Annotated in this window: 21 protein-coding genes and 1 riboswitch; of the genes, 1 reads left to right on the forward strand and 20 read right to left on the reverse strand. The window is 37.6% G+C overall.

All coding sequences use genetic code 11. From position 1 onward, the window contains the following. Positions 1-558: 558 nt before the first annotated feature. The gene (locus ACQKIM_RS05290) at positions 559-1,809 is read right to left on the reverse strand and encodes an aminotransferase class I/II-fold pyridoxal phosphate-dependent enzyme (protein ID WP_427540146.1); all 1,251 of its coding nucleotides are present in this window, start codon (positions 1,807-1,809) and stop codon (positions 559-561) included. A gap of 269 nt (positions 1,810-2,078) precedes the next feature. On the opposite strand from ACQKIM_RS05290, the gene ACQKIM_RS05295 reads away from it, so the two are divergent. After that, the gene (locus ACQKIM_RS05295) at positions 2,079-2,684 is read left to right on the forward strand and encodes a trimeric intracellular cation channel family protein (RefSeq protein WP_427540153.1); all 606 of its coding nucleotides are present in this window, start codon (positions 2,079-2,081) and stop codon (positions 2,682-2,684) included. 129 nt (positions 2,685-2,813) lie between these two features. Here the strand turns inward: ACQKIM_RS05295 and cobT are convergent, their stop codons facing one another. The 19 genes from cobT to mutL form a co-directional block, all read right to left on the reverse strand. Next, positions 2,814-3,875 (reverse strand): nicotinate-nucleotide--dimethylbenzimidazole phosphoribosyltransferase, encoded by a 1,062-nt coding sequence (gene cobT, locus ACQKIM_RS05300; RefSeq protein WP_427540156.1) that lies wholly within the window; start codon positions 3,873-3,875, stop codon positions 2,814-2,816. An 89-nt stretch (positions 3,876-3,964) separates the two neighbouring features. Continuing rightward, a riboswitch (cobalamin riboswitch) is annotated at positions 3,965-4,141 on the reverse strand. Positions 4,142-4,186: 45 nt separating this feature from the next. Further along, a complete protein-coding gene (locus ACQKIM_RS05305; protein WP_427540159.1) occupies positions 4,187-5,047 on the reverse strand; it encodes a DMT family transporter in 861 nt (286 codons plus the stop codon). A 210-nt stretch (positions 5,048-5,257) separates the two neighbouring features. After that, positions 5,258-6,562 (reverse strand): response regulator, encoded by a 1,305-nt coding sequence (locus ACQKIM_RS05310; RefSeq protein ID WP_427540162.1) that lies wholly within the window; start codon positions 6,560-6,562, stop codon positions 5,258-5,260. A 26-nt stretch (positions 6,563-6,588) separates the two neighbouring features. Continuing rightward, the gene (locus tag ACQKIM_RS05315) at positions 6,589-7,929 is read right to left on the reverse strand and encodes a sensor histidine kinase (RefSeq protein WP_427540165.1); all 1,341 of its coding nucleotides are present in this window, start codon (positions 7,927-7,929) and stop codon (positions 6,589-6,591) included. A 23-nt stretch (positions 7,930-7,952) separates the two neighbouring features. Next, a complete protein-coding gene (locus ACQKIM_RS05320) occupies positions 7,953-8,711 on the reverse strand; it encodes an SDR family NAD(P)-dependent oxidoreductase (protein WP_427540168.1) in 759 nt (252 codons plus the stop codon). A gap of 21 nt (positions 8,712-8,732) precedes the next feature. Next, on the reverse strand, positions 8,733-9,479 hold the full coding sequence (locus ACQKIM_RS05325) for an SDR family NAD(P)-dependent oxidoreductase (protein ID WP_427540171.1): 747 nt from the start codon (positions 9,477-9,479) through the stop codon (positions 8,733-8,735). Positions 9,480-9,493: 14 nt separating this feature from the next. Beyond that, positions 9,494-10,492 carry an ABC transporter permease gene (locus ACQKIM_RS05330; RefSeq protein WP_427540174.1) on the reverse strand — a complete coding sequence of 333 codons (999 nt, stop codon included), beginning with the start codon at positions 10,490-10,492 and terminating at the stop codon, positions 9,494-9,496. After that, complete coding sequence (locus ACQKIM_RS05335) at positions 10,489-12,015, reverse strand: sugar ABC transporter ATP-binding protein (RefSeq protein ID WP_427540177.1); 1,527 nt, start codon at positions 12,013-12,015, stop codon at positions 10,489-10,491. Before ACQKIM_RS05335 ends, ACQKIM_RS05330 begins: the two co-directional genes overlap by 4 nt. 86 nt (positions 12,016-12,101) lie before the next feature. Continuing rightward, the gene (locus ACQKIM_RS05340; protein ID WP_427540180.1) at positions 12,102-13,115 is read right to left on the reverse strand and encodes a sugar ABC transporter substrate-binding protein; all 1,014 of its coding nucleotides are present in this window, start codon (positions 13,113-13,115) and stop codon (positions 12,102-12,104) included. Positions 13,116-13,127: 12 nt separating this feature from the next. Next, positions 13,128-13,988, reverse strand: a complete 861-nt coding sequence (locus ACQKIM_RS05345) for a nitrilase-related carbon-nitrogen hydrolase (protein WP_427540183.1) — start codon at positions 13,986-13,988, stop codon at positions 13,128-13,130. 26 nt (positions 13,989-14,014) lie between these two features. Next, entirely contained in the window at positions 14,015-14,869 is an 855-nt protein-coding gene (locus tag ACQKIM_RS05350; RefSeq protein ID WP_427540186.1) for a polysaccharide deacetylase family protein, read from the reverse strand. A gap of 195 nt (positions 14,870-15,064) precedes the next feature. Next, a complete protein-coding gene (locus tag ACQKIM_RS05355; RefSeq protein ID WP_427540189.1) occupies positions 15,065-16,012 on the reverse strand; it encodes a nuclease-related domain-containing protein in 948 nt (315 codons plus the stop codon). Between the two features lie 230 nt (positions 16,013-16,242). Beyond that, entirely contained in the window at positions 16,243-16,545 is a 303-nt protein-coding gene (locus tag ACQKIM_RS05360; protein WP_427540192.1) for a rhodanese-like domain-containing protein, read from the reverse strand. Positions 16,546-16,653: 108 nt separating this feature from the next. Then, entirely contained in the window at positions 16,654-16,884 is a 231-nt protein-coding gene (gene hfq / locus ACQKIM_RS05365) for an RNA chaperone Hfq (protein WP_054770660.1), read from the reverse strand. Between the two features lie 110 nt (positions 16,885-16,994). Continuing rightward, positions 16,995-17,897 carry a tRNA (adenosine(37)-N6)-dimethylallyltransferase MiaA gene (gene miaA / locus ACQKIM_RS05370; protein WP_427540196.1) on the reverse strand — a complete coding sequence of 301 codons (903 nt, stop codon included), beginning with the start codon at positions 17,895-17,897 and terminating at the stop codon, positions 16,995-16,997. Beyond that, on the reverse strand, positions 17,884-18,801 hold the full coding sequence (locus ACQKIM_RS05375) for an alpha/beta fold hydrolase (protein WP_427540199.1): 918 nt from the start codon (positions 18,799-18,801) through the stop codon (positions 17,884-17,886). The genes miaA and ACQKIM_RS05375 overlap by 14 nt, the downstream gene beginning before the upstream one ends. A 4-nt stretch (positions 18,802-18,805) precedes the next feature. After that, positions 18,806-20,452, reverse strand: a complete 1,647-nt coding sequence (locus ACQKIM_RS05380) for a glycerol-3-phosphate dehydrogenase/oxidase (RefSeq protein WP_427540202.1) — start codon at positions 20,450-20,452, stop codon at positions 18,806-18,808. 18 nt (positions 20,453-20,470) lie between these two features. Further along, the gene (glpK, locus tag ACQKIM_RS05385; RefSeq protein WP_427540205.1) at positions 20,471-21,967 is read right to left on the reverse strand and encodes a glycerol kinase GlpK; all 1,497 of its coding nucleotides are present in this window, start codon (positions 21,965-21,967) and stop codon (positions 20,471-20,473) included. A gap of 24 nt (positions 21,968-21,991) precedes the next feature. Beyond that, on the reverse strand, positions 21,992-23,860 hold the full coding sequence (gene mutL / locus ACQKIM_RS05390) for a DNA mismatch repair endonuclease MutL (protein ID WP_427540208.1): 1,869 nt from the start codon (positions 23,858-23,860) through the stop codon (positions 21,992-21,994). Positions 23,861-23,871: the final 11 nt, after the last annotated feature.

Consider the following 23,871-nt stretch of genomic DNA (forward strand, 5'->3'; position numbering starts at 1 on the left):
AATCATGAACGGATAAAAATAAAACTCAACGGAAAAAGTCCAGTTGAGTTTCGAAAGGTTTCTTAAAAAGTTCAAACTTTTGGGGTCAGATCACTAATCCCCAAGGAGTCACTCAGTCTACACTCCAATCAACCACTGCTCATTCTTATGGTATATAGTGAACAATAAAACTAAGCCTTAGTATTAACTATTATTGTGCAAAAATGAGGGTCAGTAACCACACTTTTGACATGAAGAAAATATACAAAGTTTCACACTATTCTTAATTGGAGTGTAAAACTACTCGACTTCTGTAGGATAAAGAGACAGACGAGAAACTGAGGCCAACATGATGTTGATCACAAAAGTCTTTGTTGATGTCGCTACGCTTTCGAACCGATAACTTATCACAGGACGTGACGCACTTAACCTTCGTTCCTTTAGCTCGTCGCTTGCCCACAAAAAGCTTTATTCTTGCAAAAGCGAAGCGTCAGCGACAAAGTAGCTTGGAACCGAAATCCCTTCATTTTAACGCAATATTCACTAAAATTCACTTGACCATTTTGATTTATTACTTACCTATTTCTGAATTTTTTGAACAGCACTACAAATCGCAAATTTTACATGCTCATATGTGAGACCGCCTTGAATAAATGCTGTGTATGGCGGACGAATTGGACCGTCTGCTGTAAGCTCGATACTCGATCCCTGAATAAAGGTACCGGCCGCCATTATGACATCATCCTCATAGCCCGGCATATAGGCTGGCTCTGGTGCATAATGGGCATTTATTGGTGAGTTCGCTTGAATTTCACGACAAAAGGCAATCATTTGTTCAGCCGTTTGGAATGAAACAGATTGAATTAAATCAGTACGTTTTACATCGTAGCTTGGTGATGTAGACATACCGATTTCTTCTAGCATTGCAGCTGTAAAAACTGCACCTTTTAGAGCTTGTGATACAACATGTGGCGCTAGGAAAAAGCCCTGATAAAAATCGCCAAGCGTATTTAATGTTGCACCTGCTTCAGCACCAATACCTGGTGACGTCATACGATAGGCACATTTTTCAACTAAATCAGCACGACCAGCAATATAGCCACCAATTTTCGCTAAGCCTCCCCCTGGATTTTTAATCAGAGAGCCTGCCATTAAATCTGCCCCTATCTCTGTCGGTTCCTGAGCCTCTACAAATTCTCCATAGCAATTGTCGACAAAGATGATAGCCAGTGGTGCTAATTCACGGATTTTCACGCACATATCAGCAATTTCTGTAATAGTAAAAGATGGACGTGTTGCATAGCCCTTTGATCGTTGAATAGCAATCATTTTTGTATTCTCTGTAATAGCGGCCTCTACACCATCCCAATCAATCATTTGATTATCCATTAAATCCACATGACGATAACCGATTTTATAATCCTTTAATGAGCCAGTATCCTTGTCACCGCCATCTACTATGGATTGTAATGTATCGTATGGTTGCCCTGAAATATACAGCAATTCATCACCCGGTCGTAACACACCGAATAAACTAAGTGTAATAGCATGTGTCCCCGAAATTATCTGTGGACGTACAATGGCAGCCTCCGCTCCGAAAACCTCTGCATAAACACGCTCTAAATTATCACGTCCCTCATCATCATAGCCATATCCATTAGAAGGGTGTAAATGATAGTCACTCACTTGATGTTTCCTAAAAGCTGCAAGCACCTTTTGTTGATTAAAGAACGCCATATCGTCTACCTTCCTATGAAAGGGGCGAACCTTGTCCTCTATTTTGGAAGCTAACGCTAACGTTTCTTCTGTTAAATTCGTTGTAAAAGTCATTCGTTCTTCTCCATTCACATTTATTCAATCACGGGCACATATACCCACAAATTGAAGTTTTCACTTAACTCCTATCCCATCTTAACAATTTGTAGATGTGTCTGCAAAACTTGCCTATTGTTTCTACTCGTAATATGCGCTAAGCTAATGTGCGGACTTCTTTCATTATTTCCGATATTTTGACTACAAAATTCATAGATTCTGTTACATTTAATAGAATTCTTTAACGTTAATGAGAAAGTACAATATTTTTCAGAAGGGGTGAAGGGATGGCTTGGGAGGTTTTTAGTATTATCGGAACAATTGCCTTTGCTATTTCTGGGGCAATTATCGCCATGGAGGAAGAATACGATTTATTCGGTGTTTATATACTCGGTATTGTCACTGCCTTTGGTGGTGGGGCAATTCGTAACTTGCTTATTGGCCTTCCTGTTACAACGTTATGGGGACAGGATATGATGTTTCAAATTGCGCTTGCGGCGATTACTATATTTTTTATTTTCCCACATCATCTAATTCAGCATTGGCATCGCTGGGGAAACTTCACAGATGCAATTGGCTTATCTGCATTTGCTATTCAAGGTGCCCTCTATGCGGTAAAGCTCGATATGCCAATTAGTGCGGTTATTGTAGCTGCTGTCTTAACTGGTTCAGGAGGCGGGATTGTTCGGGATCTATTAGCAAGACGCAAGCCTCTCGTATTACGTGATGAAATTTATGGTGTTTGGGCAGCTCTTGCAGGACTTGTGATTGGTTTAGAAGTTTTAACAGGCGACCTCTTTTTATATGGATTATTTGGAATAATTACAGTGCTAAGAGTTCTTTCCTATATGAAGAAATGGCGTTTGCCTTTACGAAAGCTGAATCGAGCATAACCATTTTATGAATAGTAACAAGCCCAAATAGTTCGATTAAATGGGCTTGTTATACTTTTTGCTGCTGCCAAGAAATGCCTCAAGCAAATATTTTTTCAACCATCAGCATTTATAAATAGAAAGTGTGCTTCATTCATTCGTTTCTACTAGCACTACAGATTCCTCAAGTGTAGCCATGTTTTTAATCATGGAGCATGCTGCCTCTAAAATTGGAAAGGCTAAAGCTGCACCAGAGCCTTCTCCTAAACGCATATTCATATGTAGCATTGGTTCTACCCCTAGCAACTTGGCTGCTATTTTTGCACCTGGTTCTTCTGAGGCATGGGAAGGAATGATGTAGTCCTTTACTTTTGGCTCAAGCTCAAATGCTATGAGGGCAGCAATCGTAGAAATAAAGCCATCAATAACAACAGGCTTGCGATTTGCAGCCGCAGCAAGTACAATTCCAGCCATAGCACCTATTTCTAGGCCACCAACTTTTGCAAGAATATCAATAGCATCGTGGCGATTGGGCTTGTTTAATGCAATAGCATGTTGAATAACCTTCACCTTATGCGCAATTCCCCCCGCTCCCACACCAGCGCCCATTCCTGTTACTACATTTGGATGACAGGCATGAAGCACGGATAGGATAGCTGCACTTGGGGTAGTATTCCCAATACCCATTTCTCCAGTTCCAAGAATATCCACTCCATTTTTAATTTCGCTCGTTGCGACTTCAATTCCTACTTCGATGGATTGAATAGCTTCCTCTCTTGACATAGCTGGACCCTTTGCCATATTGTCTGTTCCATATTTGATTTTCTTTAGAATGACTCCAGCATCAAGTGGTAAATCTTCTTTTACACCAACGTCGACCGTTACAATTTTGGCATTGGTTATGCTGGCGATTGCACAAACACCCGTTAGCCCTTTTGGAAAATTCATTGTTTGTAAAAAGGTTACCTTTTGTGGATTGGAAGTAACATCCTCCTCACAAACACCGTGATCTGCTGCACAGACAATAATTGCCTTGCTCTCAATTTTAGGAAATAATTTTCCTGTAATACCAGCAAGCTGTACAGCAAGATTCTCCAATTTCCCCAAGCTTCCAGGTGGCTTGCTCAGAGAGTCTATATATTCCCTAGCTTTCTCCATCATACGGCTATCCGCATTTTGAATTTTTTTAATCGTTTGCTGTAATAATTGCATGAAACTATTCCCCTTTCTATCTTTCGAGACAATATAAAAAGCCTGCAGTTTATTCATCACAAATAAACTACAGACTTTTCCATCGTCTATATAATCGAAGCAATTAGGCAGGTCTCCTGGCTTAATTTCAACATTTCATAGAACCTTCCCAGCACCATGCTAGTGGCATTCTCTATGAAACTCCTTTTTACAGTGGCGGGACCGCTAAAGACTCTCACTTTATTCCCTATTCTCCCATAATGGGCACCCAATGCTATTATGCAATTACTTTAAATTTACTGTAAAGATTTCTTGCTGTCAATATGACGCCTTTAAAGTTCTTTCTCATCGATTTCACTAATAAAGGTCGCACCAAGCAATAGAATGGCTCCTATTATTTGTATCACAGTCATTTTTTCTCCTATAATCACCGTTGAGATAACCAATGACGTTAGAGGGTCAATATAGCTTAGAATGGCTATACTTTGCCCCTTTAATTGACTCATTCCCAAAAAGAAAAGATAGAAGCCTATACCAGCATGGACAATACCCAATGCTATAAGTAAACTAATGGATTTTATATCGATATGCATGATTTGGAATCCATTTGTTCCAGAAAGATAAAGTGCCAGAAATAACGCTGCTAAAGAAAGCTGCACAATTGTGTTAGCAGGCTCTTTAAGTCCATGAATATACTTGTTGACAAAGGTTACGAATGTATAGAAACATGCTGCAATAAGCCCATACACTATACCGATATCCTGCCCATTTTCTCCTGCAGCTTGGCTATGGACAATAAAGAATAATCCAACCAGCGCCACACAGACATAGAAAATTTTTCTTAGATACAGTTTTTCCTTTAATATAATCGGTGATAAACAAATCACTAAAACTGGCGCAAAATAATAACTAAGCGCTGCATTTGCAATGGTTGTTTCTTTGTATGCTTGAAAAAGAAAAATCCAATTCCCACATAATGCTACACTAGATAGTAGCAATGGCCATATATTAGGCAGAATAGATGCTTTCGTTATTTTTTCTTTCTTTGCGATGAAAATTACCAATAAAAAGCAAGAGCCAATGACACTCATCCAGAATGCAATTTCACTGGATGGTAGCTGTATATATTTTGCAAAAACACCGACAGCTCCAAAGATAATCATAGATAAAACAAATGCAAATTTTCCGCTCACTTCTGATTCCTACTTTCTACTTATATAGTTTTTAGCCTATACAGTAGAATCTATTGAAAGAAGAGCAAGCTAGTGTGGAATGCCTTAAACAGTAGATTCTACTGTAAAGACATTGTTGGAGGTGCTATTGATCGGAACATATTACTCATCCCATCCTTTCTATGTTCAACCGGACATTCTATAGTTATTTTACCGAAACCCACGTACTATTTAAATAGTTCGATATTTGGCGGGTGTCATCCCAACATATTTTTTAAATACTTTACTAAAATACTCTTCATTACTATAGCCCACTAACGAAGCAATTTCATTATTTCTTTTATTACTATGAACTAGTAGCTGCTTTGCCTTGTCAATTCTAAGCTCATTTAACAGGTGGATGAAATTTTTATCAATGCTTTTTTTAATTAATATACTTAAATTTGCTTGGCTTTTGTTAAATATGCCTGATAAATAATTCAAATCTAACTGTGGATCATCAAAATGTGTATAAATATAATCGACTATTTTTTTCCCTAAATCATCCCTATTGCCATGTAAATTAAGTATTTTATCTACGAGCGGCTCTATATAGCTATTTACTATTATTGATAAATTGTCTTCTTTAATCATTTGATGGTGAATACTAATAATTTTTTGGGCACTGTTATACGTTTCAAAGCAATTGAAATGAATGCTATATTGTAATAAGAACGTAATCATGAATTCTAATCTTTGCTGAAAATCAATGTTTGTATTTTGTAAAACCCCTATAAATTCTTGTAATTTTAACTCATCCGTAAGAATTTGATTATCAAAAATGGATTTTCTTTTGTTTAGCACAGTGCCGCTTGTATTTAGATGCTTCTTCAGCAGTAACTCTAGCACGGCTTGATTTACATCATGTAAGTCTTTTCTTTGCAGAACGATATGATGATCCTGACTATACGACAAAACAAAATCGGTATTCATAATCTCAATGTGCTCCCCAAAAATATTAAAATAAAATAGCTCATGAGCGTGTGGAATTCCTATATTTTTTGTTTGATTGATGCTGATAACAAAGTATTCAAATGAATAGATATTACTATCCGTCATTTGTTGATCAAAGGCCAATATTAAATTTAATAATTGATTATATTTGATAGCATAATCTACTTGTCTCTTCATGCTCAATGCTTCCATCGTTTGTGAAAGCTTTAGCTTTAGATTTTTATAATCAATTGGCTTTAAAATATAATCCTCTGCCCCAATTTGAATAGCACTTTGCAAATATTGAAAGTCATCATAGCCAGATAGAAAAATCACCTTAAATTGATGGAACTTTTTTAGCTCCCATACAGCCTCTATTCCACTCATACCAGGTAAATTAATATCCGATAAAACGATGTCAGGGGAAATATCCTTAGCTGCCAGTAACATGTCTTCCCCAGTTGCATAAGAAAAGACATGTAGGGATTCAGTAAAATTTCTGTTGATAAAAAAGCTTAGTCCCTCTCTAATAAAGTTCTCATCCTCTACTATAAATATATTCATAGAGCTCACCTCACCGTTAGAAGACATTATTTCTTATATGGTAATAGAATTCTCGACACAAAATATTTTTGTTCGTTAACTAGAACTGTAACACCATATGCTTCTCCATATTTTATCTTTAATCGTCTATTTACATTTTTCAATCCAATGCTGCCCTCATGATTTTCTTCATTTATTTTTTCATTTAGCATCGCTATTTGAGCAATGTCCCTATATTCGCTATTGTTATAAATATCAATTACGACATCATTTATTTTTCGATAAATATCAATATTTATCGATATAGACTCTTTATAGCTGTAACCATGCTTAAAAATATTTTCAACGATTGGCTGAAGTGTAAATTTTAGAATAGCATTTTGTAATAAATCATTATCTTCTATCTGAATATGAAATACTAAATAAGAAACTCTGATTTTCATAATATTAATGTATTCTTCAATAATCTCAAGCTCTTTTTCAATTGTTGTTTCCTTTTCACTATTGCCCGTGTTATATCTAAAAAGCTTTGCTAGTCCAACGCTTAAAGTAGAGATCTCCTCAACCTCATGAATCATAGCTAATTGATTGATATTGTCTAAGGTATTGTAAAGAAAATGTGGATTAATTTGGCTTTGTAAATTATTTAATTGTGCTTCATAGTTTTCTCGAACATAGTCTTTTTCCTTTTCTACCATATAAGCAATTGTCTGATTTAATTCTTGATTGGCGATATTCAACTCATCATTAATCCAAGCAGACTTCTTCTCAATATCTTCAATATGATAAACTGCTTTTCTATAAGAGGTAATACGCTCAATAAGCATTTGCAAAGTCGTACTAATTTTATTGGAATATAAAAATGTGATAATAGTTAGCAGTAAAGTGGAGGCAATTGCAAAGGCCATTAAATCCTCCTTTTTATTATTCAGCTCTTTAAAAATGGAATCAGATGTAGCAATAACAACATAGTAACAATTATTAAAGGGATCAAATGAATACATCAGAATTCGTTCTACATTCAAATAATCAATTTTATAGTAATTGGTTTTCTTGGGCTCTAATTTACGAAAATACTCCTCATGCTCTGATATATGGGAATTCGTGCTGAATCTAATATCCTTCTGCTCAGTTAATAACAGGAAATCAGAGTAGCTGCCCCAAATTGAATTTAACACTTCATGATATACCTTTGTGCTTGCTTGATTATTCTCAAAAGACGAATTAAAATAATGAATTTTTTTCAATACCTCTAGTCTTGTTTCTATTAAAAGCTTCTTTTGATATTCTCCAACATTATTTATATAAATCACTGTCATCATAAAATAGGGCAAAATAAATACAATGAGGGTAAGAATAAGATATTTATATTTTAACGATAAATACATTATTCTCACCCCTGTCTAGTTTCTTAGGATTGTTCCTCTTCCCAGATCGATTGGCCGCTAGATACACCACCATCAATAACTATTTCACTACCCGTAATATAGGATGCTTCCTCGCTCCCTAAATAATAGACTAATGAGGCGATTTCCTCTGGACGTCCTAATCTTTTTAATGGTACATACTTTGCCTGATCCTGTGGCGTTTTATTTGATTTTTGTGCCGCATACTCAATCATTTGTGTTTGAATATATCCTGGATGAATGGAATTCACTCTTACATATGGTGAAAATTCCATTGCTGCGTTTTTTGTAAGTGTTCGTATGGCACCTTTAGTTGCTCCATATATCCCTAGACCTTTTGCACCAAAAAAGGCGGCATTGGAGGAAGCATTAATAATCGAGCCATTTTCCTGTTTATACATAATAGGTGCAATATATTTTAAAGCTAAAAAGCTACCCTTCACATTAATATCAAACATAGCCTGAAACTCTTTATCTGTAGTTGTAGCTATATCATTCATGACAAATATCCCAGCGTTATTAAACAATACATCAATTCGATAGTCTTTGTCATGTATATATCTTTGTAATGATTTCCAGTTACTCTCTTTTGTAACATCTAATTCTATAAAATCAACTTGAGCACCATAAATATTACTTAGCCTGCTACTTTCCTCTACATTAATATCACATGCGAGGATATGAAAGCCCTCCTGATAAAATTTATCGAGAGTGGCTCTGCCAATACCAGCAGTAGCTCCCGTAATTAGAATACGCTTTGTCATAAATACCTCCATCAATAATCTTTATTTCGCAATCCAGCCTCCGTCAATAACTAGCTCACTGCCTGTCACAAAATTTGCTTCATCACTCGCTAAATATAAAACGCCATAGGCTACATCCTGAGGTTTTCCGAGCAATGGCAATGGCGTTACTTCCTTCATCCATTTCGCTTTTTCGCTATTCTCAAAAAGATCTCGTGTCATCTCTGTTTCAATCATGCCAGGATGCACAGAATTCACGCGGATATTGTATTCTGCTAAATCCATTGCCGCTGCCTTTGTTAAGCTTCTGACAGCTCCCTTTGAGGCATGATAGGAAACATAGCCTTTTTCACCGATAATTCCATAGACAGAAGAGATATTAATAATACTTCCTGCTTGCTGCTTCATCATGTGCTCTGCGCATTTTCGAACGCCTAAAAAAGTACCTGTCGCATTAATGGTCATAACCTTATTCCAACCCTCTAAATCCTCATGTATCACTGAGCTTCGAGAAGGGATGCCCGCATTATTCACTAAAATATCTAAGCTCCCAAATAATTGGATGGTCTTTTTGATAACAATCTCCCACTCTGTCTCAGAGGATACATCATGTTTATGCACGAAAAGATTATCATTTCCTGTGTGCCGTTTCCTCAAAAGCTCTAATGCCTCTTCATTAATATCTGTTGCAACCACTTTCGCTCCCTCTTGTAAGAACAATTCAGCCTCTGCCAGCCCTTGTCCATTTCCCGCACCTGTAATAATTGCTACTTTATTGTGTAAGCGCATTTTATTCATCCTCTCTATTTCTGAATCTTCGAACGTCCATAAAAATCGATCATAACAGCGACAATAATAATGGCGCCTTTAAAAATAGATTGCCAATAAGTACTGATAGAAAGACTATCAAAAACATTTGAAATCATAATTAAAATACTTCCACCAATAAATGTTCGCCAAATTGCACCCTGTCCACCTGAAAGTGAGGTACCACCAATAACGACAGCTGCTATTACATCCAAAACAATTGATTCCCCTATATTTGCCTGACCCTGTGCAAGTCGGGAAGATAAAATGATACCGCTCATGGATGCACATAGACCACAGATGATGTAGGTGCTAATGATTAGTCGATTTGTCTTTAATCCTGCTAATCTACTAGCCTCACTGTTGCCTCCTACTGCATATAATGCCTTACCATATAGTGTGTAAGAGAGAATTGTTCCTAGCGTAATAAAAATAACAGCTAGAATAATGACAGAAACGGGAATTGGTCCTATATAATGAGAACCGAAAAATTTATAGGCTGGGTCCTTCACAAAAAATGGCTGTGCCTTCGAATATACTAATGCAAAGCCAGTGAAAATAGAGCCTGTACCCAGTGTTGCTACAAAAGGAGGTACCTTTAAATAAGTGATTAAAACACCGTTTAACAAACCAGCAATAAGACCAACCGATAAGCCGACAATCACTGCTACAAAAATAGATGTGCTATCTACTAAGCTTGCAGAAACAACAGCCGTTGCAGCATATAATCCTCCGATAGACATATCTAAACCGCCAGTGATCATAACATAGGTCATTCCAGCAGCCATTATGCCAATAATCGCTAATTGACTTAGCATATTTAATATATTAGTAGGATTTAAAAACCCATTGTAAACAATTGAGGAGATAATAATCAGCACAACAAATGCGAAAACTACTCCATACCTAAACCCTATATTTTTAATGTTCCCAAAATTCAGACTTCTATTTCTGGAAGAAGTCAATTTCTGTTCTTCAGATAGTTTATTCATCATGCCTGGTGACTCCCTTCCAAAAACGTTGATTCAACGATTTTATTGACACTAATGTCCTTGCCCTTTAGCTCACTTACAATTTCTCCTTTAGAAATAACAAGTACACGATTGCTGACAGCAACCACCTCTTCTAGCTCTGAGGAAATAATAATGATACTCATACCTTGCATCGCTAACTCCTTTAATTTACGTAACACATCTAACTTAACACCAACATCGATCCCTCTAGTAGGTTCATCTACTATTAAAACCTTCGGATTAACACTTGTAACCTTTGACAATAAAACCTTCTGCTGATTTCCTCCCGATAAATTTTTAACAATGGAATTAATGGGTCTTGTTAGCTTAAACTCCTGTATATATTGTTGAGCAAGTTTTTTTGATTTTTTAGTAGATAAAAAGCCATAGGAACCAATGCGCTTTAAATCAATTAGATTAATGTTTTCATGTACCTCAAAGCCTAAATGAAGTCCTGTTTTTTTCCGGTCCTCTGGGGCTAATACGATTCCATTTCCAATTGCTTGTCTAGGCGTAGAAGGTATTTTAACTGACTCCCCCTGTATTTTAAGCGTTCCTTTACAATTTTCGCCTAGTCCATAAAGCGTGTTAGCAATTGCGCTTCTGCCCGAGCCCACTAATCCACCCAAGCCTAAAATTTCTCCTCGCTTTAACGTAAAGGATATATTTTTTAAAAAGTGGAAGCTCTCCAAATTTTCAACCTCTAATACAATCTCCTCTGAAGGAATTTGATTTGGATACTCCTGCACTAAAATTTCTTTAAAATCGCTGTCGATTTCCTCTCCAAGCATAGCATGTACAATTTTTTGCTTTGTCCATCCCTCTATGCTGCTATGCTCCGTAACTACACCACTCTTTAACACTGTAAATGAATCACAGATTTTCATGATTTCATCCAGATGATGACTAACGTAAAGGATTGTGATTCCTCTTTTCTTCAATTCCATTAGAGCCTCTAATAAAGCCTCCCTCTCATTCTGTGCTAAGGAGGATGTAGGCTCATCCAAAATTAATATTTTGGAATCTAAATTTAAACATCTCATTATTTCAAGAATCTGCTGATCAGCTACAGATAAATCAATTGCATAAGAATTCGGTGAAATACGGGTATTTAAAAGTTTGCTCAATTCATAAAATCGTTCTAACCGTTTTTTTCGATTGACCAAAATAGACTTACCTTCCTTAAAGCCAAGAAATACATTATCTAAGGCTGTCATATTCGGTATGATGGTTAATTCCTGAAATATTGTTGCAATGCCAGCCTCTCTAGAGCTATGTGGATCGCCGTAATGTAATTCATTTTGGTCAATAAAAATATTGCCTTCTGTAGGCTTAATTCTGCCCGAAAGCATGCCAATAAGTGTTGATTTACCAGAGCCATTTTGCCCAATAAAGGCGTGGCAGTGACCTTTTGATATTGTTATATGAATGCCTTGATTAGCAAAAAACTCACCATATTTTTTTGATAAATTAGTGATATTGATGATAGGTGCTGCCTTTGTCATAGGATCACTCCCCTCCTGATAAAGCAAGCACACGAGGTAATAGAAAATGCCCGTGAACTTGCCCTATATTTTTATAATGGCTCAATCTAATATTCTGGTAACCCTTTTGTCTCAAAATCTGCGATATTATTTTTATTTACATAAGGTGTACCTGGTAAAATATCCTCTTGTGTTAAATCATAAAAGGATTGATAATCCTTCCCTTCAAAATGATTTTTAATCGCTTCCATTCCTTTTTGTACCTCTTCTTTTGGAAGCATAATAACTGTTTGTTCAATATCACCGTTTCGAACTGCTTCAAAGGACCACTCGTCCCCACCGAAATCATAAATTTTTACTTTTCCTTTTTTACCAGCAGCATTCACAGCCTCTACAACTCCTGCTGACATTCCTGAATAGTTTGAAAAAATCACCTTCAAGTCAGGATGAGCCTGTAATGCGTTTTGTGTAACTTGGAACGCTTGATTGGCTGTGTAATCTGTTGAATATGGACCAATGATTTGCCATTTATCATTATTGGCTATTTCAAGCTCCATGCCTTTTATATTGTTTAAATAGGGTGTACCAGTGGACGGCCCACCAATAATGGCAATTTTCCCGCCATCTGGATTGTTTGCAACAATATCTTTGTAAATATCCTGATAAACATTTACACCTTGTCCACCTACAAACGTAAGTGTTCCCTCAGCAGCATCATCCACTGCTCCGCACAATTCAATATTAATGGCTGAAACGGCAATATTTGCTGGAAGAACTGAGCTTTGAACCATATCACAAAGCTGATTGCCATCCACCGCTTCTATTAAAAAAGCGTCAAACTTTTTTTGTGCTACTGCATTTTGAAGCTGATTTAGCTGTTTAAGCGGATCAAAGCCGCCATCAAATATTTCTATTTTCCAACCGTATTCCTTTGCTACTTTTTCAGCTTCTTTAATGCCTGTTTGTAAATAATTATTACTGGCACCTGCAGAGAAAAAGGCTACCGTTTTCTGATCATCAGATGATTGCTTGTCATCCGAGCTGCCTGAATCATCCGTACTACTACATGCTGCCAAAATGACAGCAAAAACTAACAAACAAACTGTTAACCATTTCTTCATGTCATACACCTCTTACATATTATATTTTTGATATACATCATTTCTTCGTTTTCTATCATGGAAAGTAGTAGCTACACCACTTTTTCTTTTGTCATATAACGTGTCTATCTCTAGTATAGAGGTAATAACCTCAAAATCGCTTGTAGTACATTCTTCCATTATTCCGTTAGATGTCCATGGAAGCTCACATGGCGATAAATTGGCAGAGTTGCCAAAGCCAGTTTCGATAACGCCATCCACCTCCCCAATAATAGGAGAATGAATAACGTATAACTGATTTTCAATACACCTTGCTTCTGCACAATGACGAACACGCCAAAAACCATGCTCAGTAAATGTATAGGAAGGACAGAAAATGATATCCGCTCCTTGTCTACTATAAATTGTCGCTATTTCAGGAATTTCAATTTCATAGCAAATAGCTACACCAATCCTTACCGGACCAATATCAAATGTCTCAAGGATATCGCCTTCTTTTGTATCCCAATCCGATTCCGCTGGGAAAATATGCGTTTTTCTATGCTTAGCATAATTACCTTTTCCATCAAAAATATAAGCTGTATTGAAGGTATCTGGTCCTTCCTGCTCAAGCGTGGAGCCAGCAATAATTACTTGATTTCTAGCTTTAGATAACGTATTAAACAGCTCAATATAATCATTTAAAAAATTAGCAAGCTTACTATTATCTTGACTTGTAAATGTGTGATAGTCCCCATAGGTTGTCAGTAGACCAATCGTTACTAGCTCCGGGAATAAAACATAATCACTATCTAAAGGAATATCTTTAAAAATACGTTGGACCGTATTGGCAAAATCCTCAAAGGATGAATAGCTTTCAAATTTAAATTGAACATTCGAAACCTTTACTTGCATGGATGTATTTCCTCCTTTTTAAACTATTAATTAGTATTTTCCTCATATGCCGAGCAAATATTTTCAAGTGTTGTGAACCAAGCTCCTTTCTCTTCCATATATTGAATTAGCTTTTCCAGCATTTGAATATTATGTGCTCGTCCTATTGTTTGAGGATGAACGGTTAAAATATAACAGGCCCCCTCTAAATGATCGACTGCATAATCAAAAATAGATTTCCAGCGCTCATATACTTCTGTGTTTGAGCGAAGGCCCTCTCCTCCTCCAATCACATATTCTTGGGTTGGAAAATCATCTAAATACCATGAAACGGGAATTTCAATAACATGACTTGGTGGGCCAAAAGTATTGCCATTGTCAAAATCGACATTTACTTCTCTTGGGCGATATGGATGTAGATCATTTCCCATTAAGCTACTATCATATTTAAAATTATATTTTTCTAATAGCTTTAATGTATTTGGGCTGTAATCCCATGCTGGTGAACGATAGCCCACCGGTTCAACCCCAACTCGCTTTAAAGCCTCTAATCCCTTTAACATTATGGATTCCTCTTGCTCATAGCTCATATCTGTTGGATTTTCATGCGCGTAGCCGTGATGGCATATTTCATGTCCAGCTTTAATAATATTTTTAACAGTTTCCGTATGTGTGTCTATCGTATGTCCTGGAATACAAAATGTTGTTGCAATATTATATTTCTCAAATAAATTCAATAATCTTGGCACACCGACCTCTGCTCCAAACTCACCTCTTGCTAAATAGGCTGGAGATGTTCGCCCAAACGTGCCATACCATACAGATGCTGCATCAAAATCTACACCAATGTTTACTGCAACTTTCTTTCCCTCAGGAATTTTCACTCTACCAGTACTTTGCATATCAATTCCTCCTTCGTTTAATTACAACAAAAATATACATAATTCTGACTATTTTTAAAAATGCAAAAAATTAAAAAGCAGCTATTTTTTAAATAAACACAGAAAATAGCTGCTTTTTACATTAATCTTCTCATTGGTAGTTTTTATGTATTTCAATAAGATATACGATGATGATCGCTTTCATCGTGTATCTTTCTAATCTGAAATTTTATAATAGCTATAGCGGTTATTCCCTATCTTTTCAAGCTTCAATGCTTTTACAATACGGTAGGCAATATACTTGCTTGGTATATTGAATTCTTGGCATAAGGTGTTTGTGGTAATATAGCTGTCCCGTAAAAGACGGTAATCCTGTAATGATTGTAGAAATGCCTCATTATTTTCTACACCACAGCTTCGACAAAACCAGGAGCCATGTCTATAAAACATGCTCTTCTCATAGGCACACATTGGACATAGAACCCCAGATCTCCACTCATCTTTCGTTAATTTCTGTTCCCATAATTTATCTTGACGTATAATTGTTAAATGGTTTAGCAACCTTCGAAAATCACTGGTTGCTAAAGAATGTTGGTCAAAATATTGCTGCTGTTGTCTTAAGAAATAAGGTAAACCTACACTATGCATAATTGGACACTCCTTACTTAATTGACCAATTACGGTAGATTGATTTGCAATTACCATCACTTTCACAATTGGAAGTTCTATATTTAGTTGCTTTAACAAGATTTGAAAATAACACTGATGTCGAAATAGTTGGTCCACTGGATAGATAATACTGTCTATTTTTCCATCCAAAGTTGTTCGAATGCATTGTCTCTTTACATCATCAAAGTCAAGTCGTCCTAAAATATTTTTAATTTCGATTAAGCATAGAAAATGTGGTGTCACGAATAGCGTATCGATTTGATGTGTAAAACCTGAATCATTGACAAAACAATAATCATGGAATATATGATAGGGGAAAGTGAAGTTCATTTCTTGCAAAAGTCGATCAACTCGGAGCTCACCTTGAAAACCTGCACTCAATTTTCGATGTAGCTCTTGAAAATACGGATAATTTGGGGATGTTTTTGGGAGTCTTCGTAATATTGCTTCAAGCTTTAATAATTTATGAGGCTTTTTTCGCTGGATTGTTTGCAATTTATCACCACCTTTCTTGTACTTATCATATTAGTTAGACTGAATTGCGTTCAATCATGTATTTTTCTCTTGCTATCAAGCACAAGCAGCCTTCTATCTAGCATAAATACTAATTAATCCTGCACAGATTTCCCTCTATTCAGCAACCCCCCAATCAAAACATAAATTTCCACTTGTATTTGACAAAATAAAAAGCCCTCGCATACAACACGAAGGCTTCAAAATCACTATTATTTAAATTCTAACTCGCCATCATAAGCAAGCATGCCGCCTTCAAGGTTTGTCACATCAAAGCCCTGAGCTTCTAAGTATGAGCAAGCATTTGCTGAACGACCGCCAGCCTTGCAAACAATAATATATGGCTTCGTTGCATCTAATTCCTCTAAACGTTCTGGAATTGTTCCAAGTGCTATATGCTGAGCACCAGGAATCATACCTTGCGCTACCTCATCATCCTCACGAACATCAATAATGTAAAGATCTTCATTAGCGTCTAATAGTTCTAATAATTGCGTTGTATCCATTGATTTCATAAAAGTTTGTCCTCCAAAATATCAATTTCCTATTACATTATAGCCCGAAGGCAAAAAAACAGCTAGTGTCATGAACACTAACTGTTTTCATATCGTATTTACAAGCTTTTATTGCTCTGTTTCTAAAAAATCTACTTGCTTTACAGGAACGAATGTAGAAATAGCGTGTTTGTAAATAAGATGTTGCTTACTTTCAGCATCAATTAACAACACAGTAAAATTATCATAAGATTTTACAGTTCCTTTTAATTGAAAGCCGTTTAATAGAAACACAGTTACAAATACACTGTTTTTACGTAGATGGTTCAAGAACGTATCTTGCAAATTAATAGACTTCATCAAATGTGCCTCCCTACTCTCTTTCTACCTCTTCATTCCTATAGTAGCATGTTCTACCATTTTAGCAATTAGTAATTTTTAGAAATTCCCCATTCTGTAATGTGGAAGTTTTAAATTTGTTCACCATTTGAAATAAAATAGATATCCATTTTATTACGGAAATAAGTTAATTGTCTTTTGGCATAGCGACGAGAATTTTGCTTTAAGCTATCAAGCGCTACATCGAGTGAACATTTGCCATCCAAATAATCATACAATTCCTTATAGCCAATCGCTTGAATGGACTGTACACCTCGAATATTTTGCTGCCATAAGCCTTTTACTTCCTCTAACAGACCTTTGTCCATCATCACATCAACACGGTGGTTAATTCGATCATATAGCTCTTCCCGAGACATATTTTGACCAAGGCCTAAAATAACATGGTTATAGAGAGGAATCTCACCACGATTTTGTGTCTCGGAAGCCTTAGAAACACCATTAAGCTCAATCATCTCTATTGCACGTATTACACGACGGGTATTATTGGGATGAATGGACTCCGCTGTTTGTGGGTCAAGTTTCTTGAGCTTCGCATGCATCGCATCAGGTCCTAATTTTTCTAGCTCTTCATAATAAGCCTTTCGTGCCACCTCATCTACCTGCTCCTCTGTAAATTGAAAATCATAGAGCACTGCCTGCACATATAAACCAGAGCCTCCTACAATAATAGGTAGCTTCCCCTGTGCCCGAATTTCTGCAATTTTCGCTCGCACCAATCTTTGATAGTCTGCTACTGAAAAAGCTTCCGTTGGCTCCTTAAAGCTAAGTAAATGATGTGGCACACCCTCCATCTCTTCCTCGGTAATTTTAGCCGTACCAATATCCAAGCCTTGATAGACCTGCATGGAGTCACCGTTTATAATTTCACCATTATACTTTTTTGCCAGCTCAATACTTAATGCTGTTTTACCTGAAGCAGTTGGACCAACAATTGCGATGACCTCTGCCTGCCTTATTTTATCTTGTATCATATTTTTCTAACCACCGTAATAAAACTTGATAGACTGCTTCTTGGTTATCCTCGTTCAAAATTTCATGGCGCTTATCCTCAAATAGATAGACTGTCACATCCTGCAAGCCTGCTGCAGTGAATTGCTCAGCAACAGCATAAATTCCCTGTCCTTGATCTCCTACTGGATCCTTGCTACCACTTATCATAAGAATAGGAAGATCTTTTCTTACGTTAGCAATTTCTTTTTTTCGATTTAAGGTCATAAAACCTGTTGTTAAATCTACAAAAAATTGATTTGTCGGGATAAAACCGCAATATGGATCATCTATATATTTTTGCACCTCGTTTTCAACAGAGCATAACCAATCATACGCAGTCTTCGAATTTGGAAACTGCTTATTAAAGCTCCCAAAGCTCAGTTTATTTAATAGCTTACTTTCTGTCTCTTTTCCAAGCTGCTTTGCTAAAGTTCTCGCTACCATATTTCCCATCGTATGCAAGGTTGTTACATGCCCTGTTCCACATAGAATTACCCTATCAACATGGTGACTGTACAGTTGCATATATCTTCTCGTAATAAATGATCCCATACTGTGTCCAAATAGGATGAAAGGGACATCTGCAAACTGTTCATGTAATGCTATGACAACTTCATGGGCATCCTCTACGACTCGATCAAATCCATTTTGTTCAGCAAAAAAGCCTAATGTACCATTATAGCCTGCCGTTTCGCCATGCCCTCGATGATCATGCATGGTCACTGCATACCCAGCTGCCGTTAGAGCGCTAGCAAACTTTATATAGCGCCCACTATGCTCCGCCATACCGTGTAAAATATGAATATGGCCAATACATGTACCTGTTGGCTGTAATGTACGCGTAAAGACAAAATGGCCGTCTGACATTTCAAAGTAACGTTCCATTTCCCTACACTCCTTCTTCCACAAAACTTGTTGCATCTAAAATGGCCTGCTCTAGATGTGCAATATACATGTTCTTTTGTGGTTCTGTATAATGTAAGCGTTGCTGCATCACTTGAATAACCTGTTGTTTATAACGTTTGACTGCATCAATATCAAAGTATAACAAGCCTGTACGACGAATAAAGAAATCACTTGGTGTGTATACCATCTCTGCCTCAATACCATAGAGAAGCATTGCATGAAGAGCAAGTGGCATCGTACTACCATGCTCATGTAAATATTTTACCTGATCAAACAATGCATCGACATTTGTGCCATATTTTTGAACAAGCATTTTTGCTTCATCATAGTTAAGCCCATACTGAACGCCTTCTCTTGCTTTATAGGCTGTATAATCTGGGAAATTAATCGCATTTATGCCCTTTGCACCGGAAAGTGATAATTCACGCGTTATACATGTACTTGCATGCTTGTATCTATGCGTTTTAACAATTTTATCAACAATTGTTTCTGCCATTTGACGATAGCCTGTTAATTTTCCACCGGCAATTGTCATGAGTCCACTTGGAGCCGTCCATATTTCATCCTTTCGAGAGATTTCAGATGGATTCTTTCCTTTTTCAAAAATAAGTGGGCGTATGCCTGCCCAGGAAGATTCAATTGTTTCTCTTGAGATATTTGCTGTTGGAAAAACAGTTTTAGCTGCTGCAATTAAATAATCAACATCCTCTAGTGTCGCAAAAGGATGTGCTAGGTCTCCCTCGTATTCTGTATCTGTCGTACCTACATAGGTTTTACCATCACGCGGAATAGCAAAGGCCATTCGACCATCCATGATATCGAAGTACACAGCTTGCTTTAACGGGAAATCCTTTTGATCCAGAACAATATGGACCCCTTTCGTGAGTCGTAATTGCTTTTTGTCTGCCACTTTATCCTTTTGACGGACTGCATCTACCCATGGCCCCGTTGCATTGACAATTTGTGCAGCATGTACTTCTATCGTTTTCCCTGTTACATGGTCCTTTACTTGCACACCTACAAGCTTTTTCTTATGATATAAAAATTCTGTCATCTCTGCATAATTCATGCATAATGCCCCATATTCCACTGCTTTTTTCAGTACCTCAATTGTTAGACGCGCATCATCTGTACGATATTCAACATAATAGCCTCCTCCAACCAGCTCATCTTGATTGAGTAAAGGCTCAAGAGCTGCCGTTTCCTGTGCACTTAGCATTGTTCTACGTTCATTCTTCTTGACACCTGCTAAGCGATCATAGACCTTCAAGGCCAATGATGTAGTTAAAGGTCCAAGTGAGCCTTTTTTATATAATGGTAGCAGCATCTTTTCAGGTGTTGTTACATGTACGGCATTATCGTATACAATTTCCCGTTCACGACCAACCTCTGCCACTACGCTTACATCAAATTGCTTTAAATATCGAAGTCCCCCATGAATAAGTTTTGTAGAACGACTAGATGTGCCAGCAGAAAAATCCTGCATCTCAATCAAAGCAACTGACAATCCTCTAGATGCAGCATCCAGTGCTATGCCTGCACCTGTAATACCACCACCAATGATTAAGACGTCAAAGCTATATTGTTCTAAAAAATGCATAATTTTAGGACGATGCTCAAATGAAAACATATCTTTTTCCCCCATCAGCTATGATTTAAATATTCTTGTAGCCGTTACAGCTCTTTGCCAGCCCTCATAAAGAGCTACTCCTGCTTCCGCATTCATTTTCGGCTGATACGTTTGCCCATGCATCCATAATGCAGATAATGCCTCTTGATTTGGCCAAAAATTCGTCGCAAGCCCTGCTAAATAAGCTGCTCCAAGTGCTGTTGATTCATTAAGCTTAGCTAGCTCCACCTTTAACTGCAAAATATCACTTTGGAACTGCATTAAAAATTCATTACTTACCGCTCCACCATCTACACGTAGCACCTCAATAGGCGTACCCGCATCTTGCTCCATTGCATCAAGCACATCTTTGGTCTGATAGGCAAGTGATTCCAGTGTTGCACGAATAAAGTGCTCCTTGGATGTTCCTCGTGTTAAACCAAAAACGGCTCCTCTTGCTTCGGTATCCCAGTAAGGAGTCCCTAAACCTACAAATGCAGGTACAACATACACACCATCCGTGTTTTCCACCTTACTCGCATAGGTCTCTGAATCCTCAGCTGTACGAATCATTCGCAAGCCGTCACGTAGCCATTGTATTGCTGAGCCTGCAACAAATACACTTCCTTCTAATGCATAGGTTACTTTACCATCAATTCCCCAAGCAATCGTTGTTAATAAACCATTATCTGATTTAACAGCCTGCTCGCCTGTATTTAATAGCATGAAACAACCTGTGCCATACGTGTTTTTAGCCATCCCCTTTGTGAAGCATGTTTGACCAAAAAGCGCTGCCTGCTGATCCCCTGCTATCCCCGCAATCGGAATTTCCTCACCAAAGAAAATACTCGGCGCAGTATGTGTATAAATCTCTGAGGAATTTTTTACATTTGGCAACATTGACATTGGAATATCTAACAATGTGCAAAGCTCTTCATCCCACTTCAAGTCATGGATATTGTAAAGCAAAGTGCGCGCTGCATTTGAATAATCTGTAATATGTGCCTTTCCTTTTGATAATCGCCAAACAATCCAAGAATCAATCGTACCAAATAATAAATCTCCGTTTTTTGCCATTGTCCGTGCGCCATCAACATGATCTAAAATCCATTTAATTTTTGTTGCTGAAAAATAGGCATCTAAACGTAAACCTGTTTTTTGCTGAAAGAGGTCCTCTAGGCCTTCTTGATTCTTTAAGTCATTCACAATGTCCTGTGTTTGCCGAGACTGCCAGACAATGGCATTGTATACTGGCTGACCTGTATGCTTATCCCATACAACGGTTGTTTCACGTTGATTAGTGATCCCAATAGCATGTACTTCACTAGCCTCATGCCCACTTTCTGTTAATACGGCTGCTATCACGGCAAGGATAGAGCCCCAAATTTCATTGGCATTATGCTCTACCCAACCAGCTTTCGGAAAGTATTGTTGGAATTCCGTTTGAGCTACATGAACAATTTTGCCCTTTTTATCAAACAAAATTGCTCTTGAGCTCGTTGTGCCCTGATCAATAGCTAAGATAAATTCACCCATTCATTCTCCCCCTTTGATACAGATCTACATAACCCGTTTAAACATTTTTTCCACTTCATAAGTTGTAAAATGAATGAGCACTGGACGTCCGTGTGGGCATGTAAATGGATTATCGGCATTTCGTAAATCATTCAATAACGTTACCATTTGCTCCCTCGTTAAAAAATGATTGGCCTTGATTGATCTTTTACAGCTCATCATAATTGCCGCTGCCTCCCGTAATTTCTTAACGTCTGCCTTTTTCGTGGTCAGTACCTGTTCAATTAGATCTTCAATAATTTCCTGTTCTTCCCCTTTAGGAAACCAGCTAGGATGCTCCCTTATGACAAATGATGACTGTCCAAATTCCTCTAAAAATACCCCAACAGCCTCTAATTCTTGCCTATTCTCTCTTAATAGTAGTGCCTCATCAGCAGCATAGTGGAAGGTTAATGGCAGCAGTAAAGCCTGTCGTTCATTTGGATTCACCATACCTACCTTTTCTCGGAAAAATTCATATTTAATACGTTCCTGTGCTGCGTGTTGATCGATTAGATAAAAGCCATCCTCCATCTGTGCAACAATATATGTGCCATGAATTTGCCCCACTACTTCCAGTGCAGGAAATGGTTCTTTTGTAGAATTAATAATTGGTTCTTGCTGGGCTTCCTCAACTATCACATTTTGAATAGGTTTTTCCTCGATTAGCTGTGCAAGTTCAAAGCTTTCTTCAACAGGCGGAGGAGATGATTCTGGTATTGGCTTTATAGGCTCCAGCATGCTCGATTCCTGAACGGTTTGCACATCATATAGCTTTTCTACAATGGCATTCATTTTCTCCACATCTAGTTTCGGGGTTGGCTTCCAGATATTTAACTGCTCTGTTGTAGACTTCACTATCTTTTCTTTCTTCTCCATTTGCGGCACTCTGATTACTTGGCGTATTGTTTCCCGAATAGTCTCCTCGATAAGTTTAAGTAGCTCTGGTTCCTTACTTAAACGGATTTGATGTTTGGCAGGATGGACATTGACATCTGTTAAATAGGGATCTCCTTCTATAAAGAGTGCTACGATAGGAAATCGCTCAATCGGCAAGTACGTATGATAAGCATCGACAATCGCTTTTTGCACTAAATAATGCTTGACCCAACGACCATTGACAAAGAGAGACATATAATTTTTCGAGGCACGTGTCACTTCAGGTAATGATACAAAGCCAGAAACTTTATAATCATGTGACTCCCCCTCAAAGGGCACCATTTTCTTGGCATTATGCACACCGTAAATAGCTGCTAATACTTGCTGCACGTCACCTCGTCCATTTGTTTGTAGCAACTGCTGGCCATTATGTAGCAATCTAAACGCAATGTGTGGATTTCCGAGTGCAAGACGGTTCACCAAATCGATTGTATGTCCGAGCTCGGTTTGTATCGTTTTCATATATTTTAAACGTGCAGGTGTATTGAAAAATAACTGTGCCACTGTTATATCTGTTCCTTTTCTCAGTGGACCAGGCTTATGTGTCACCACATGCCCACCCTCCAGCTCTAAATACGTACCTGATTCCCCGTTAGATGTAATAAGTGTCATTTTAGAAACTGAAGCAATCGAAGCCAATGCTTCACCTCGAAAGCCCAGAGTACGAATGCGGAATAAATCATGCTCTTGATGAATTTTACTTGTCGCATGACGAGAGTAAGATATTAGTGCATCCTCTTCATCCATTCCACTTCCATTATCAATCACCTGAATTGAAGTGAGACCCGCTTCTAGTAAAAAAACATCGATGGACGTACTACCTGCATCTATGGCATTTTCCACAAGCTCTTTCACAACAGAGGCTGGTCTTTCAACTACTTCCCCTGCAGCTATTTTATTGGACAGCCATTCGTCCATAATTTGTATTTTTCCCATTGCGCATCACT

The organism is Lysinibacillus sp. NPDC047702, assembly GCF_050272555.1.
Taxonomy (GTDB): domain Bacteria; phylum Bacillota; class Bacilli; order Bacillales_A; family Planococcaceae; genus Lysinibacillus.

Excerpts from the sequence above, each read along its gene's own strand:
- ACQKIM_RS05335 (WP_427540177.1), bottom strand. The coding sequence starts at position 12,015 with ATGACAAAGGCAGCACCTATCATCAATATCACTAATTTATCAAAAAAA.
- cobT (WP_427540156.1), bottom strand. The coding sequence starts at position 3,875 with ATGCAATTATTACAGCAAACGATTAAAAAAATTCAAAATGCGGATAGC.
- miaA (WP_427540196.1), bottom strand. The coding sequence starts at position 17,897 with ATGATACAAGATAAAATAAGGCAGGCAGAGGTCATCGCAATTGTTGGT.
- ACQKIM_RS05375 (WP_427540199.1), bottom strand. The coding sequence starts at position 18,801 with ATGGAACGTTACTTTGAAATGTCAGACGGCCATTTTGTCTTTACGCGT.
- mutL (WP_427540208.1), bottom strand. The coding sequence starts at position 23,860 with ATGGGAAAAATACAAATTATGGACGAATGGCTGTCCAATAAAATAGCT.
- ACQKIM_RS05320 (WP_427540168.1), bottom strand. The coding sequence starts at position 8,711 with ATGACAAAGCGTATTCTAATTACGGGAGCTACTGCTGGTATTGGCAGA.
- ACQKIM_RS05315 (WP_427540165.1), bottom strand. The coding sequence starts at position 7,929 with ATGTATTTATCGTTAAAATATAAATATCTTATTCTTACCCTCATTGTA.
- ACQKIM_RS05345 (WP_427540183.1), bottom strand. The coding sequence starts at position 13,988 with ATGCAAGTAAAGGTTTCGAATGTTCAATTTAAATTTGAAAGCTATTCA.
- glpK (WP_427540205.1), bottom strand. The coding sequence starts at position 21,967 with ATGGGTGAATTTATCTTAGCTATTGATCAGGGCACAACGAGCTCAAGA.
- ACQKIM_RS05310 (WP_427540162.1), bottom strand. The coding sequence starts at position 6,562 with ATGAATATATTTATAGTAGAGGATGAGAACTTTATTAGAGAGGGACTA.
- ACQKIM_RS05290 (WP_427540146.1), bottom strand. The coding sequence starts at position 1,809 with ATGACTTTTACAACGAATTTAACAGAAGAAACGTTAGCGTTAGCTTCC.
- ACQKIM_RS05380 (WP_427540202.1), bottom strand. The coding sequence starts at position 20,452 with ATGTTTTCATTTGAGCATCGTCCTAAAATTATGCATTTTTTAGAACAA.
- ACQKIM_RS05325 (WP_427540171.1), bottom strand. The coding sequence starts at position 9,479 with ATGCGCTTACACAATAAAGTAGCAATTATTACAGGTGCGGGAAATGGA.
- ACQKIM_RS05330 (WP_427540174.1), bottom strand. The coding sequence starts at position 10,492 with ATGATGAATAAACTATCTGAAGAACAGAAATTGACTTCTTCCAGAAAT.
- hfq (WP_054770660.1), bottom strand. The coding sequence starts at position 16,884 with ATGAAGTCTATTAATTTGCAAGATACGTTCTTGAACCATCTACGTAAA.
- ACQKIM_RS05340 (WP_427540180.1), bottom strand. The coding sequence starts at position 13,115 with ATGAAGAAATGGTTAACAGTTTGTTTGTTAGTTTTTGCTGTCATTTTG.
- ACQKIM_RS05350 (WP_427540186.1), bottom strand. The coding sequence starts at position 14,869 with ATGCAAAGTACTGGTAGAGTGAAAATTCCTGAGGGAAAGAAAGTTGCA.
- ACQKIM_RS05295 (WP_427540153.1), top strand. The coding sequence starts at position 2,079 with ATGGCTTGGGAGGTTTTTAGTATTATCGGAACAATTGCCTTTGCTATT.
- ACQKIM_RS05360 (WP_427540192.1), bottom strand. The coding sequence starts at position 16,545 with ATGAAATCAATGGATACAACGCAATTATTAGAACTATTAGACGCTAAT.